Here is a 13,975-nt window from a genome sequence, read left to right as displayed (position 1 = left end):
GGTAATAATGGTTCAATAATTAGCCACTCTTCATCTGTTAAACTGCTTAAATACATAAGTGACAAAACATACTGTTATTTTATCAGTATACTAGATCCCAAATGGGTTCTATATTGTCGAGTTTTTTCACTGTTTAAGTCAATCACTGAGTCCGTATTCTTGCTCAATCACACTCAACAGCATTTCCTCAAACGTAGTCAAATGCGGTCGCTTGATTTCCCCCAAACACTTCAAAACTGCCTCGGCTGGTGCTTCCATCTGAGTATTTTAGGGTTCGCTCTTTGGAGAAAAACTTTTTGGTTTACTACTGAACGAATTGTTAGATTACGTCCCCATAAGCACTGACTTACAGTTCACAGGCAAAACAATATCTGTGGACTGGACTCCGTTGCCAAGTAGGTTGGCCTTGAATCTAGTCAGTTTAATGATTTTGGCATTGTGGAGATTGTACAGAATCTGATAGCTTGAGTTATGGAGATTGGGGTTGCGTCCAGGATCATAGAACTCAATGTTGATGTAATAAGGGAGAATACTCTCATCGTGATACCACGACCCTGTGAGTCGGATATCTCTCTGACTCGTTGTGCGAATTAAGCGGGCGACACAAGCGGGAAGCGTAGTTTGGTGCGTACCTATTTTGAGCTGAATTAATGGCTGGTCTGTTCCCAAGCCACTAACCGTAAGGTGGGCGCGACCGAAGGTGGCGGGAATCTCTGGAATCGAACCATTTGGAGTAAGTGTCAAGATTCTGTCCCGATGTGCATAAGCAGCATTTGTTGCTAAAAGCACCCCCAACAAAGCAGCACTGAACTTTTTCATAAAGAAAAGTGATGAATTCTCTCAATAACTTCTAAACATCAAGCATGAAACACAAAAAGATGCTTGACAATTTGAAGTCTAACTATTTGTTATACGGAAATTTTCCGTATAATCTTTTTCTAAATTCTAATTAATTATATTAAGTATTACAGCTACTTCTTTCTGAATATACGGAAAACTTCTTTTTCAACCTCTATTTTGGATATTATACAGAGTTTTTCCGTATACCCACCCTTTATGGGATGATTATAGTGCGCCCCCTCACGCTCGTAAATTTGTTTGTAGGTAAATTGGTGCGTAAATCTTGACCATAATGACGAATTTAGACTGCACTCTTACGATTGCCCCTACTCCCAGTCTTCAATCGCCAATCCACTAACACGACTGAATTCTCTGGTGTTGTGTGTGACTAATGTTAAATTATGTGTCAAGGCGATCGCTGCTATTTGAAAATCATTGGGGCCAATCGGCGTTCCACTGGCTAATAACTCTGCTCGAATTCTGCCATAAACAAGTGCGGTAGAATCATCAAAGGGTAGAGAAACAAACAATTTGAGAAACTCTTGCTGCCTGAAGAGCGTTCTAGTTGGGTCAATGCTTCTCATTGCACCATAAAATAACTCTGCTTTGACCACTGAACACACAGCAATATCTTCGACATTGGTTGACCGCAAGCGTTCTCGAATAGAGAGTGACCTACCGTTGAGATAACGAGCGCAAACATTAGTATCTAACAAATACTTCACGCTATCTCTTCCCTTGTCTCAAAATCACCTTCATAGTCAATAACAATTGGATCGTCTTGACAACTGCCATAAGTTTGTTCAAAAAATCCTGGTGGCCATCCTAATTCTTCGGGTGTTTTTGGGGCGGTGGATGTTTCTATCTGTTGATAAATCACCACAACTTCCATTTCTTGGTCTGTGATGCCAACAGGAATCTCAAGGTGCAAAATCCCGTCAGCCCCAACGTGAGAACATAACTTAATACTCTGCATTACTGTTTTCTCCTAGTTCTTGGTTGACTGAAAATTGTGCGCTGTTTTATCTATGATGCCGTATTCTTTTTCAATCACACCCAACAGCCTTTCTTCCACAACCGTCAAATACGGTCGCCTCAACTTGCCCAATCTCCCACTCTCCCGCAACCGCCAAATGCGATCGCACAAGCGGCTTTCCCAACGACTGCAACAGATTGTGGGCATTAGTCAAGAAATTTTTGGATTTTGACTGGAGCGATCGCTTGACTCCAGCAACTTATTCAGTATCACTTCTTCTGCTTCCCATCAAGTCCATACTCCCGTTCCACCGCCACCAACAGCTTCGCTTGCAACGAAGACAAATACGGCTTCGCCTGTTTCCCCAACCCTTGCAACAGCCAGTCCACAGCCGGGTCATGGTCTGCCACTTGTTGCAATCGCCGCAATCGCATACATAACTGTTGCATTGATTTACAGTCATCATCTAGCAGTTCTAACGATTTTAGGTGTTCAATTTTGACTGTGTATTCCCCGTCCCAAGTTTGAACAGTGCAACTGTAATCGCCAACGTGAGTGATGACACCCCAGCAACCGCCTTTGCCTCGTAAGTCTGGATTTTCTTTGGGTACAAGAACGCAGATTTCGCCAATTCGGAAGGGATTCGGTACTTTGGTGCGTTCTCGAATTTTATCTACAACACTTTGGACTATGCGGCCAGATGGGGTTTTTCCGCCAGCTTCTTGGACTGCTTGTTTCCATACTTTCTGCTGTTCTTGGGGTTCTAGATGAATCATCGGTCGCACTTGTCGTTCGTTAGTCGGCAAAATGTGATCCATTGGATCACATTTTTCTTTCAGGTTATCAAACACTACTGCCGCATCCATTAACAAATAAGGTTGTCGCCGGCTATACCCAAAGCGATCGCGGCAATACTCCTCAAATGTTTTGTGCGTCGAACGATAAAGCCGACGATCACGCAACTCCCTCAAAGCTTTCCCTGCTTCGTAAAATGCGTGTTCGACCTTACGTTCCAAGTTCAAGCGATCGCCTTGTTCATCTGCTGTTAACTCTTCTGAAGTAACGGCAGATGTTACCTCCACCGCCGTTACTTCAACAGCCTTCACCTCAATGGTTTCTAAATGCTGGTCATCCTGCTGTTGAATTTTAGGAGCAGGCTTTGGTTTGGCTGAAGCTTGGGCTGTGGTCTTTTTGCGAGAAGAAGAGTTGGTCATTGTTCCACTTCCAGGCTAAAGATGGTGGAACAAGTTTTTGGTTGTGTCATGATGAGAATAGTCTTTTATACAATTCCCCAACCCGTTCAAAAGGGCTGGGGTTTTTCATTGGCTGCTTCTATCTTTGCATTTGTTATTGGCCACGTCATTCATCGACCAAACTTACTACCCTGTTATCACTACTTGTTTGGTACTACCATAATCACTCACTATAGATGGAATATTTAATTAATCCCAGCCTTTTACACCTGAACAAACATGAACCCCATTATCAAAAAACCAGAGTTCCGCGCTCTCAAAAAGTCTGTTGCGCCACAGCCAGCCACCGAAAAACTTTCTCCAGTTGAGCTTGTCGTTGAAGATCCCATTGTTGAGCAGCCAGCACAAGAAGTCACTCACACAGTCGCCGAGGAGCTTTCGATCTATGCTCCGCTTTTTCAGTCTGTGGGTAACTCCGGGTGGCAGGTTTCGGAAATTTGGCGGGATTTGCGGGTTGATGGGTTTTGTGATTGATAATCTATCTTTAGATAGTTGCAATAATTAACGCATATATCATGTATTTCAGTAGTCTACTTTAGCTGACTACTGATTTGTTTTAGGTTTCTACTGAGGTTGGAGAAGTTTGTAGCACTGACATAACCTGATGGTAAGATAAAGTTTTTACCTTCTGGTTTTTAAATAAAAAACATCTAACTTTTGGCATATTTTTAATTAGGTATACACTAGATTTTTCTATCCAAAGGTAGATTGATTAATTGTTTACTTAAGAATTTTAAAAGTAAAAAATAATTAAACTTAACTTTAGTATTAAAATCAAGATTTTCGATTGTCAAACTTTGCCACATTTGAGAATATACTTAAAATAGTTAGAAATTGTCTGATGTTTTTTAAGTTTTCATTTATCTCTACATTATGTATATTGTCAGTTTCTCAATTATCTACAAGTAAGTTATATTATTATGTTTATCTTGCTCCAATTATTTTTTGCTAATTTATATTTTGTATTCAATGACAAAGACTAATTTATATTTTCAAAACCAGTATGTTATTAGAAAAGCCAAATCTTGCGATATCGGGTTGATTATATTTTTAATTTTCAAAGCTAGACTTGATCCTACTCAAATGAGGTGGCAGCAATTTTTAGTAATTGAATATCATGGACGTTTGATAGCATTTGGACAAATACGAAATTATTATATTGCACAAGAACTAGGTAGCTTATACGTAGCTCCAAATTTTAGAAATCAAGGTTTAGGAAGTTTTTTAGTTGAAAATTTAGTTAATGAAGCAATCCAACCTCTCTATTTAAAATGTGTCAAACGAGAATTAATAGAATTCTATATAAAATGTGGTTTTACACCCGTTCTTTTTGAAGAATTGCCATGCCCTCTTAAATTTAAGTTTCGCTTATCTCACTTCCGGAATAGATTTTTTAATGCTTCCGTAATATTTATGAAATATGCAAAAAACAAAGGCTGTTTGTAAAAAAATTAATTAGCTGCAAAAAATAAATATTTTAATAAGTTATTACATGACTCTAACTTGTAAAGAATTAAGCTCTTGTAAACTATGCTTTATCTTAAATACAATTTATTTTTTTTAAAAGTAATTATTACTTTAGGTTGTCTTATACTAAATGACCTAACTTGTTATTCTCAAATCATTCCAGACAGCACATTACCAAATAACACAAGTATAAAAATCAACAACAATACTATATTTATAGAAAATGGAACAAAATTAGGAGAAAATTTGTTTCATAGCTTTAAAGATTTTTCTGTTTCTAATAGGAGCCAAGCTTATTTTAACAATTCGCTAGATGTTAAGAATATTATAAGTCGAGTCACTGGTAGTTCTGTTTCTAATATTGATGGACTAATTCGTGCTAACGGTACAGCAAACATATTTTTAATCAATCCTAACGGAGTTATTTTTGGACAAAATGCCCAGCTAAATATTGGTGGTTCCTTTATTGGTAGTACTGCAAACAGTATCAAGTTTGCAGATGGCTTTGAGTTCACAGCTAATAAACACCAAGCTACACCAATACTGACCATAAGCTCACCTATCGGACTGCTATTTGGAAGTAACCCTAAAGCAATTAATGTCGAAGGAACAGGACACGATTTAACTGGTTCACGATTCTCCCCAGTATTGGGACGAAGTAGCTCAACAGGTTTACAAGTTCAGCCAACAAGGACAATAGCATTGGTTGGAGGGAATTTAATTTTAAATGGTGGCAAGATAATAGCTGAAGGCGGGAGGGTTGAACTAGGTAGTGTAGGAAATCACAGTTTGGTTAACTTGACACAAACATCCTCTGGTTGGAACTTGTCTTATGATAATACAGTTTCTTTTCAGGATATTCAACTTTTAAAACGCTCTCTAGTTGATACTAGTGGTATTATTAGCGGCTCTATATACTTACAAGGGCAAAACATCACACTTACTGATGGCTCTGTCATTTTAATTCAGAATCAAGGATCAATAGCAGGAGGAACAATTAACATACATGCTTCTAACTCTTTAGACATAAATGGTACTGATCCAATCGCTAGAATTGCTGGTAGTTTACGAAATGAGACTTTAGGACTCGGTAAAGCTGGAGATTCAACAATATCAACTCGAACGTTAATTCTTCGGGATGGAGGACAAATAAATTCCTTAACATTTAGTTCTGCCAACAGTGGTGATGTAGTCGTAAAGGCTTCTGATTCTGTGAATGTAGTTGGAGTTTCACCTCGCAATTCTGCTCTTTTTAGCCTTATTAGCTCTGGAACATTTAGTTCGGGAGATTCTGGCAACATTGTAATATCAGCACAACGACTAATTGCCACAGGTGGTGGTGCAATAGGAGCCTCGACCTTTGGATCTGGTAGAGGAGGAGATTTGACAATAAATGCAACTGACGTAATGGTTGAGGGTTATGCACCAGATACCTTTCAGCCAAGTGTTTTATCTGCTACAGCTTTCAATACTGGTAATGCGGGTAATTTAGAAATCAATACAGCGAGCTTGTTAGTTCAAGAAGGCGGTAGAACTGATTCTTCTACTTTTGCAAGCGGCGATAGTGGGAGCATTACTATCAATGCCTCCAAATCCATAAATATAGATGCAACACTTAATTCCTTAAATCCGTCGCTAGTGATTTCATCAGCCAAGGTTGAGTCTCAAGTCTTGCGAAATTTATTTAGGCTTCCTCCTGTTCCTTCAGGAAACTCAGGAAATATTATTATTAATACACCTGTTTTAAATGTTACTGGCAACGCTTTAATTACCGTCCGCAACGAAGGCATTGGCAATGCGGGAAACATCAATATCAATGCAAACAGAATCAACATTTCCAATGGTGGAGGTATCAGTGCCACCACCGCGATCGCCGAAGGTGGAAATATTGGCATTGAGTCAAAGCTCGTTCAACTAAATAATGGCAATATCTCTGCCACGGCTGGCCAACAAGGTACGAATGGCAACGGCGGCAACATCAGAATCAATGCTGATGTCATCGCTGGTTTCAATAACAGCCGCATCACAGCAGATGCTTTTCAGGGCAGAGGTGGCAATATTAGAATTAACACCCAAGGACTGTTTCTATCTCCTAACAGTCTGGTTACAGCATCTTCGCAACAAGGCATTGATGGTAATGTTGAAACAAATGTCTCCCGAACTCAATCACCCCTGGTTAATGCTCAACTAGAATTACCTAAATCAACCCCAGAAATAGCATCAGTTTGCCCAGGAAAGGCTGGTGCAGAAAATAGATTTGTCATAACTGGTAAAGGTGGTTTACCATCTAGCCCATTAGAATCTGCATATATAAATCCTACTTGGCAACCTAGAGTTTCAAACACTGCCTCAACTATCAATAATTTAGACGAACCAAAGTTATCAACTACCAAAATCATTCCCGCCCAAGGTTGGCAATTTAATAATGACGGCACAGTAACCTTAGTTGCCCAAGCTAACACAACAGTTAATACCGCTTTTTCTGAGCCAACCTGTCATACTAAAATTTCAGTAACTCAATGATTAAACTTCGTCGTTTATTTAAGTACCTATTAATAGGTGCGTTAGGGTTATTAATTAGTGTTAGCCAATCATTTGTAATATCAGGGTTTGCTGTGACTCCAGAAATGCAACAAAGTCAAGCACAATTCTTGATAAGTAAAGGTAATGAACAATTAGATTTAGGGCAAGCAACAGAAGCACTTGATAGTTTCAAGAAAGCAACTATAATTTATCAAAAACTAAAATCTCAGGAAGACATTATCGGAAGTTTAATTAATCAAAATATAGCTTTGCAAGCTCTAGGTATGTATCCTCGTGCTTGCAAGACACTTCTAGAAGCCATCAATTCTGTTACCCAAAGCTGGATTTGTGAACCACAACAGCCAAACGATTCTATTAATAATCGTTTTGACATAGTTGAACGCCTCAATTCCCAACCAATTTACTTGTTAGCATTGCATAATTTGGGGGATGTACTGCGTCAGTTGGGCAAACTATCAGAATCAAAAATAGTTTTACAAAAAATTTTAGAGTCTGCCCAGCAATCACCAATTTTTGATAATAATAATGTTTTGCTTTCTTTAGGGATTACAGAACAGGCTTACTATAACCAATTGAGAAATAAATATTCGGAAATAGAAGAGCCTGATTTTCAAGATAAGTTAAGTGATTTTCTTATAGATTCTGCCTTAAGCTCTCTCAAAATATTTCAACAAATAAATGTTAATAAAACAGCCAGCATTTCTTTAAAGTTACAATCACAATTAAACAGTGTAAAACTTTTAATAGATTTCTCACAATGGCTAAAAGTAGCAGTTAAATCAAAAAATCAACGGTTGGTAGAAACCCAAACTCAAATTCAGCCGCAACTTCAATCATTAATCAAGCTAATAATACAAAATATTGCATTATTTAATGAATTACCTGCCAATCAATCAATTCATTTTCAAATAAACTTCGCTAATAGTTTAGCTCAAATATCAGACGAGCAGTTACATACTACCGCTATTGAAGTTGCCCAATCAGCCTTTGAATTAGCTAAACATATAAATCACCAAAGAATGCAATCTTATAGTTTAGGAGTTTTAGGTAGATTAGAACCGAAAAAAGCTGAATATCTTTGGTTACAAGCTCTTAGTATTGCACAATCGATTCAAGATTTAGAACTCGCTTATCAATGGCAAAAAGAATTAGGTATTTTCTATAATAACTATAAGCAATATGAAAAAGCTCTTCATTTTTATGAAGCCACAATTAAAAGCTATCAACGAATTCGAGATGAACTAGGGACAATAAATGCAGATTTGCAATTTTCGCTTCAAGAGACTGTTGAACCTATATATCGAAATTATATGCGATTGTTGTTGAACGGTCAGTTTCCTAATTTAAGGTTAATTCAACAAACAGATGACCAACTTCAACTAACACAACTAGAAAATTTTCTTCAGTGCAGAAAGCTAGATTTAATCTCTTTAGATAAAGTTAAGATATCTAGTAATACTACATTAATTAAAATCATTAACCTTAATGATTTAGTATTAATTATTGTTCAATCTCCTAATCATTCCCTTCATCATTACGTTACTAGTTCAAAGCTGGTTCAATCTCATGTCAACAATCTGTTGTTGAGTCTACAAGACGAGAGATTAGCTGCTATTGAAAAAGACATTATCATTTCCGAATCTCAAGCCCTTTACCAGTTGCTGTTTGCACCTATCAAAAAATATTTGCCTTCATCAGGAACACTGGTATTTAGTTTGGACACTTCTTTTCAGAGTATACCTTTGGTATTGCTGCACGATGGACAGGATTATTTAATCAAGCACTATAGTATGGCAGTAACTCTAGGCTCAAAAATTCGACCTTTAAAAGCTTTGTCTAACCAAGAGCTAAAAGCTTTAATTGCCGGACTTTCTAAAGTTAGCCCAAGCTTCTATGCCCCAAATGCACCCGAAGGTTTGCAAGCCTTGCTAGAGGTGGAACAAGAAGTAGCTGAAATTAATCAAAAAACTAAATCTTCAACTAAGTTGCTGAATGAAAAGTTTACTAGCAAAAGATTACAGCAAGAACTGACAACAGCAAATTTCCCGATTGTTCACCTAACAACCCACGGTCAATTTAGTTCTGATCCTCAACGCACAGTCTTGTTAGCCTGGGACAAGCCTATCGATATTCAACAATTTAATGGTTGGCTAAAAACTCAACAAAATCAAGACCCGATTGAGTTATTGGTTCTCAGTGCTTGTCAAACGGCTAAAGGCAACAAAAGAGCAGCATTAGGGATTGCAGGTGTAGCGGCACAGGCCGGAGCCAGAAGTACAGTTGCGACCTTATGGCAAGTAGATGCTGTCTCCACTGTTCAACTGATGAGGGTTTTTTATCAAAGTTTAAAAAATGGCATTCCGAAAGCCGAAGCACTTAGACTTGCACAGTTAAGTTTGCTGAACGATCCCAAATATAATCACCCCTACTTTTGGTCAGGTTTTATACTAGTGGGCGGCTGGCTTTGAGTTTCTTTTAGCACTCTTAAGTGTTCCTTAGCAGTTTCTAACTCTCTAGCATTGCCACTACTTTGCGCTAATTCAATCGCTTTTTGGTATGCAGTTTCTGCTTCTTGTGGTAGCCATGCTTCCAAGTAGCGATCGCCTAATACTCGATAAAGAGTTGGGTTTTGACTACCGGCTGCTACTCTTTCATTCATAGTTTCGATTGTCTGGTGTAATAGACTCTTTTCCATATACACAGCATCTAGGTCGAGTAAAGCCGCTTCATCTGGTGATAAGCCCAGTTCTTTCACTTTTTTGATTTTTTCTAAAGTGTCCTGTGCGTCACTTTGTGAAAGCATATATACCACTGAGGGTATCGAACTAGTTGTTTGTTGTGGTTTTCTGGCAAGTACAGTAATTTTGTAAACGATGCCATACTGAAACTCTGCTTGGTCTTGTGGATACGGTAAGGTGGTGTTCTTCGTCTCTAACTGCCAATCAAGATTGTAGCCTGTGACATAAACTTTATAGCTGGTTGCTCCTTTTACTGGATACCAAGACAATACAGGTCTTTGGCGAAGTAATACACTGCCATAAGGACTCAGGATGATTGGCTCATTTCCAACTTCGCCAGGGCCTTTAAATTTTGGACAATCTTGTGGAGTTTGGAATGTACATCTTTTCTTGCTTCCTGGAGTTGCTTGCCTACACTTATCAGGTGCATCCGATATCGAACCACTTGCTAGTTGCATTATTCTCCCATTCAAAAAACATAAAACCTCAACTTTACCTCCAATTCTTTTGGGATTAATACGATCTCCTGGGCAAAGTAAACTGCCTTTGGGTAAATAGCGATCTCCCTCGTTGTAAATTCTCGCTATTGAATTAGTACAAGAATCCTTTGCCATTGGTTGAGGTTGACCCATTGCTACGGAACAATTTAGAGTCATCAATACTAATGAAACCATTGAAACTCTAGCCTTGACAAATTTTTGGGTGAGTAATCCCAGGAACATTAATTTTCTCGTTTAGCTACCTTCAACTGTTAGCTTACATGAACTCAAGAACAACTTTTATGTTTAAGGAGAAGACTTCGGTATGACTTTTCCTAAAGTACGATCTAAAAATTGTTGTCGCCATTGCTGAACCTCTGGCAAACTCGACTGAGCTAATAAACACGCCTCCCATGAAAGTCGTGCATCTTGAGCCGCATTATTTTTTTCTTGCACTTGTGCTAGTAAGCAATAAGTATCTGTTCTTGGGTATAATTGTCTTGAGTTTTCTAAATATTTTTTAGCTTGAACATAATTCTTTTGCTCTAATTCCGCCCAACCCCAAGTTTTATATAAAGCTGCTTGCAATTCAGTTTCTTGAGTTTTCTTTAATCCCTGTACAACTAAAGCAATCGCTTTATCATATTTCCCTTCTATAACTTGTAATCTTGCTAAATTACTAATTGCATATATCGCTTCTTCACTGCTTTCTATTGCTAACTGATATTGCTCAATAGCCAATTTATATTCACCGTTATTATCATAAAAACTTCCTAATCCATAGTGTCCTGTCCATGAATTAGGTTTCAGCTTAAATAATACTTGATAGTTCTTCTCTACACAATCAATATCATGTAGTTGCTGACATAATAATGCTAAGTTATTATAAGCTACATCATTTTTTGGATTATATTTAATCGCTAATTCATAATACTTTCTAGAGTCAGTTAAAGGAATATTTCTTCTATCTGCTTGTTCTAAATAATATTGCGAGATTGCTTGCCTTGTATTAGGTTTCAGTTTTACTGCTAATTGAAATTGATTCTCAGCTTCCGATAACCTGTTTTCTTTTTGAGCTTTCTTTCCTTGCTCTAAGTAATGATTTGCTACTAACGGTAATGATAGATAGCTTATACCCAACAAGCTTAATATAAATAAAATACTGGCACTAAGTTTAAATATTGGTGTTTTGACAATTCGATAGATTTTGGATTGGATCTCCAAATTATCTAATCTTTGCAATATAAATTTAGCTGCTGCCGGACGCTTCCCTGGGGCTGGAGCCATCATATCATCCAACAAGTCAGCTAAAGGTTTCTCAATTTGTGGGGCTTTATTTCTCCAGATCAACCTTGTTGTTTCTTGATCTGTTGGCAAGTTAGTTAATCCTATCCCTGTTACTAAGTATGCAAAAGTCCTTCCCAAGGCATAGAAATCTGATTGTGGCACTGCCTGACCGTTTATCTGCTCCAAAGGTGTGTATCCAGCACTGTAAAGTACGGTAATTTCATAATTTCCACCCAATCCTATATCGTTTCCACCCACTCCACTGACTTTCGCTAAATAAGTATTTGTTACTTCTCTTACTCCGCCAAAGTCAACTAGAACCAACTGTCCATTCGGTTGCAAAATTATGTTAGAAGGTTTAATATCTCGATGAAAATATCCTGTTCTATGCACTTCATCAATAATTTCTACTAGCTGCTTCAACCAACCTATTGCTAGTTCTTGAGAGATTTTCCCGTTTTCTTCTACCCATTCCTCTAAATTCTGCCCTTCAATGAACTGCATTACTAAACAATGCAGTTCAAGAGTGCTATTATTGGGGGTCACACTAATTACATCATCTACCACTCTAGGAATCCCTGGATGAGCAAATAATTGCAGGGTCAGCGTTTCTCGCTCCAGCAACTCAACTGCTTTAGGATCTGAAGACTTTAAAACTTTCATTACCTTGCGCTTACCATTCTCTTCCGCCTCAAAAATTTCCGTATTATGGCGAGAGTCTAAAGAGCACAATGGTTTCATTAGACGAAATCGTTCATCTATTAGTAATTCTGTTCCACAATTTAAACACTTTTGAACATCGTCTGGATTTTGGCGATGTTTACAACTAGGATTGATACAGTAAGCCACACATTTAACTTTCTTTTATTTTTGTATTATACTGATTAAATTATTGAAAATTTCCCTTGCTTCTGATGGCAATATGTATAAATATATTTCTTAATTACAGGCTGTATATATAACATTAACTCCTCTTGATTATTTAGTATTTGTTCAACTAAAAAGCGTTCAATCAAAGCATTGATAGCATCAATAAAATCAGATGTACTTACTCTTATTCCCTTTGTTTTTAACAAACTTAACAATTCGGTATTTGAAATTAAATCAATCTGTTTATTTTCCATTTCTTCAACTAACGAAATTACAATTTCTTTTTCTAAAATTGTTAGTCTCCCTATACCTTTAAAGTAATCGTCTAAGTTCTCTTTTATAATATCATCTAATAAAACTGTATTCAAAGCAAGAAAATCTTCTACACTATTATTAAAAAATAGTTTTATTTTACTTGCAACAATATTTAAAACTAAAGGGTTTCCATGATATATTTGTACTAATTCTCCCCATTTATGTTCATCTTTTAATCCTTTATCGCGCAAAATTTCAAATGCGTCTCTACGCAATCCTTCAATTTTCAGCACAACAGCAGATTGCCCCTTATTTTGTAAACGTGTAATATCAACAAATGGTTTTCTGCTAATTAATACTAAAGAACTTTGATGTTGTGCTTCTACAATTCTTCTAAAGAATGTTCCATACTCTATATATTCATCTCCATAAGGATTAGGACTTTTATTTCTATCTCCTTGTAGTAAAGCCTCTGCTGAATCTAAAATTATTAAATAAGGTTTTAATCTTAATCGCTCAATTAATAGCGTTATTTTGTCTTCACTACTTTTAGGGATATCAAAATTTTGATTTTCTAGTTCCGATATTAATTTAAGAAATTCAGTAACTAAACTAGACAAAGAGGGGCTGTAGCCAATAGATTTCCAAATAAAACCATTGAAATAACAATCTTGAATATCCAAAGCTTGAAGTAACTTAACTACTAATGCGCTCTTGCCAATTCCTGCTTCTCCTATAACTGCCACGCATTTTTCCCGAATGACTAACTCTTGCAGCATTGCTAATTCTGGACTTCTACCATAAAATTTAGCGACTTCCGGGGGATTACCTCCTAAAATATCTAAAAATTTAAAATCAGACTTAGTATTACTAAGCTTGTTATGGTTTTGTTGTTCTACAATCGCCTTAAGCTTCTTTTTTGTAACTTTTTCCCCATTTCCTAAAATTCCTGTCAATAATACCCACAAGCTTGGAGCTACACGACGCTGTAATATCTCAAATCCATAGGGGCTATTATCTGCTATCTCTTTGTACTCTAGGTCTAACCAAGCTGCCTTAATAACAATTTTTTCCGGTTCTTCTAGCCATCTTCCTTGCTTTGCATACACCAATTCATTTATAAATCTAATCGCTTCTTTAACTTCCATAACTTATCTCTATGTATTTGATTTCAAATAAAAGTTTGAACTTTTATTTAATAAACCTTAATTATTCTCCATTTGGAGACTGGTAGTATCTATTTTTCCTGGAATAAGACTTTCTTTA

General features: G+C 37.1%; 12 protein-coding genes. 4 read left to right on the top strand and 8 right to left on the bottom strand.

The genetic code is table 11. From position 1 onward, the window contains the following. Window positions 1-324: 324 nt before the first annotated feature. The 5 genes from H6G79_RS33030 to H6G79_RS33010 form a co-directional block, all read right to left on the bottom strand. Window positions 325-819 (bottom strand): hypothetical protein, encoded by a 495-nt coding sequence (locus H6G79_RS33030; RefSeq protein ID WP_190594734.1) that lies wholly within the window; start codon window positions 817-819, stop codon window positions 325-327. 347 nt (window positions 820-1,166) lie between these two features. Continuing rightward, window positions 1,167-1,565: a PIN domain-containing protein gene (locus tag H6G79_RS33025; RefSeq protein WP_190594733.1), complete on the bottom strand. Its 399-nt coding sequence runs from the start codon at window positions 1,563-1,565 to the stop codon at window positions 1,167-1,169. Further along, window positions 1,562-1,816: a hypothetical protein gene (locus H6G79_RS33020; protein ID WP_190594732.1), complete on the bottom strand. Its 255-nt coding sequence runs from the start codon at window positions 1,814-1,816 to the stop codon at window positions 1,562-1,564. The genes H6G79_RS33025 and H6G79_RS33020 overlap by 4 nt, the downstream gene beginning before the upstream one ends. Window positions 1,817-1,828: 12 nt before the next feature. Continuing rightward, a complete protein-coding gene (locus H6G79_RS33015; protein ID WP_190594731.1) occupies window positions 1,829-2,023 on the bottom strand; it encodes a hypothetical protein in 195 nt (64 codons plus the stop codon). Window positions 2,024-2,085: 62 nt separating this feature from the next. After that, entirely contained in the window at window positions 2,086-3,030 is a 945-nt protein-coding gene (locus tag H6G79_RS33010) for a hypothetical protein (protein ID WP_190594730.1), read from the bottom strand. A gap of 258 nt (window positions 3,031-3,288) precedes the next feature. Between H6G79_RS33010 and H6G79_RS33005 the strand changes: the two genes are divergently transcribed. The 4 genes from H6G79_RS33005 to H6G79_RS32990 all read left to right on the top strand — a co-directional run bounded on the left by H6G79_RS33005 (window position 3,289) and on the right by H6G79_RS32990 (window position 9,548). Next, the gene (locus H6G79_RS33005; protein ID WP_190594729.1) at window positions 3,289-3,543 is read left to right on the top strand and encodes a hypothetical protein; all 255 of its coding nucleotides are present in this window, start codon (window positions 3,289-3,291) and stop codon (window positions 3,541-3,543) included. A gap of 495 nt (window positions 3,544-4,038) precedes the next feature. Then, window positions 4,039-4,515 carry a GNAT family N-acetyltransferase gene (locus H6G79_RS33000; protein ID WP_190594728.1) on the top strand — a complete coding sequence of 159 codons (477 nt, stop codon included), beginning with the start codon at window positions 4,039-4,041 and terminating at the stop codon, window positions 4,513-4,515. Window positions 4,516-4,599: 84 nt separating this feature from the next. Beyond that, the gene (locus H6G79_RS32995) at window positions 4,600-7,059 is read left to right on the top strand and encodes a filamentous hemagglutinin N-terminal domain-containing protein (RefSeq protein ID WP_190594727.1); all 2,460 of its coding nucleotides are present in this window, start codon (window positions 4,600-4,602) and stop codon (window positions 7,057-7,059) included. Next, complete coding sequence (locus tag H6G79_RS32990; RefSeq protein ID WP_199331730.1) at window positions 7,056-9,548, top strand: CHAT domain-containing protein; 2,493 nt, start codon at window positions 7,056-7,058, stop codon at window positions 9,546-9,548. Before H6G79_RS32995 ends, H6G79_RS32990 begins: the two co-directional genes overlap by 4 nt. Here the strand turns inward: H6G79_RS32990 and H6G79_RS32985 are convergent. The 3 genes from H6G79_RS32985 to H6G79_RS32975 all read right to left on the bottom strand — a co-directional run bounded on the left by H6G79_RS32985 (window position 9,506) and on the right by H6G79_RS32975 (window position 13,857). Beyond that, window positions 9,506-10,492 (bottom strand): lipopolysaccharide assembly protein LapB, encoded by a 987-nt coding sequence (locus H6G79_RS32985; RefSeq protein WP_190594726.1) that lies wholly within the window; start codon window positions 10,490-10,492, stop codon window positions 9,506-9,508. The two genes, H6G79_RS32990 and H6G79_RS32985, sit on opposite strands and share 43 nt — an antisense overlap. Before the next feature lie 111 nt (window positions 10,493-10,603). Next, window positions 10,604-12,433: a protein kinase domain-containing protein gene (locus H6G79_RS32980; RefSeq protein ID WP_190594725.1), complete on the bottom strand. Its 1,830-nt coding sequence runs from the start codon at window positions 12,431-12,433 to the stop codon at window positions 10,604-10,606. Between the two features lie 35 nt (window positions 12,434-12,468). Continuing rightward, window positions 12,469-13,857 (bottom strand): ATP-binding protein, encoded by a 1,389-nt coding sequence (locus tag H6G79_RS32975; protein WP_190594724.1) that lies wholly within the window; start codon window positions 13,855-13,857, stop codon window positions 12,469-12,471. Window positions 13,858-13,975 lie beyond the last annotated feature (118 nt).

The organism is Anabaena sp. FACHB-83, assembly GCF_014697485.1.
Lineage (GTDB): Bacteria > Cyanobacteriota > Cyanobacteriia > Cyanobacteriales > Nostocaceae > Nostoc_B.
This window is presented reverse-complemented; position numbering and strand designations above follow the sequence as displayed.

Bases quoted from the DNA above. Each gene is read 5' to 3' on its own strand.
- H6G79_RS32990 (WP_199331730.1), top strand. From the start codon at position 7,056: ATGATTAAACTTCGTCGTTTATTTAAGTACCTATTAATAGGTGCGTTA.
- H6G79_RS32995 (WP_190594727.1), top strand. From the start codon at position 4,600: ATGCTTTATCTTAAATACAATTTATTTTTTTTAAAAGTAATTATTACT.
- H6G79_RS33020 (WP_190594732.1), bottom strand. From the start codon at position 1,816: ATGCAGAGTATTAAGTTATGTTCTCACGTTGGGGCTGACGGGATTTTG.
- H6G79_RS32985 (WP_190594726.1), bottom strand. From the start codon at position 10,492: ATGGTTTCATTAGTATTGATGACTCTAAATTGTTCCGTAGCAATGGGT.
- H6G79_RS33030 (WP_190594734.1), bottom strand. From the start codon at position 819: ATGAAAAAGTTCAGTGCTGCTTTGTTGGGGGTGCTTTTAGCAACAAAT.
- H6G79_RS32975 (WP_190594724.1), bottom strand. From the start codon at position 13,857: ATGGAAGTTAAAGAAGCGATTAGATTTATAAATGAATTGGTGTATGCA.
- H6G79_RS33010 (WP_190594730.1), bottom strand. From the start codon at position 3,030: ATGACCAACTCTTCTTCTCGCAAAAAGACCACAGCCCAAGCTTCAGCC.
- H6G79_RS33015 (WP_190594731.1), bottom strand. From the start codon at position 2,023: ATGCCCACAATCTGTTGCAGTCGTTGGGAAAGCCGCTTGTGCGATCGC.
- H6G79_RS33005 (WP_190594729.1), top strand. From the start codon at position 3,289: ATGAACCCCATTATCAAAAAACCAGAGTTCCGCGCTCTCAAAAAGTCT.
- H6G79_RS33000 (WP_190594728.1), top strand. From the start codon at position 4,039: ATGACAAAGACTAATTTATATTTTCAAAACCAGTATGTTATTAGAAAA.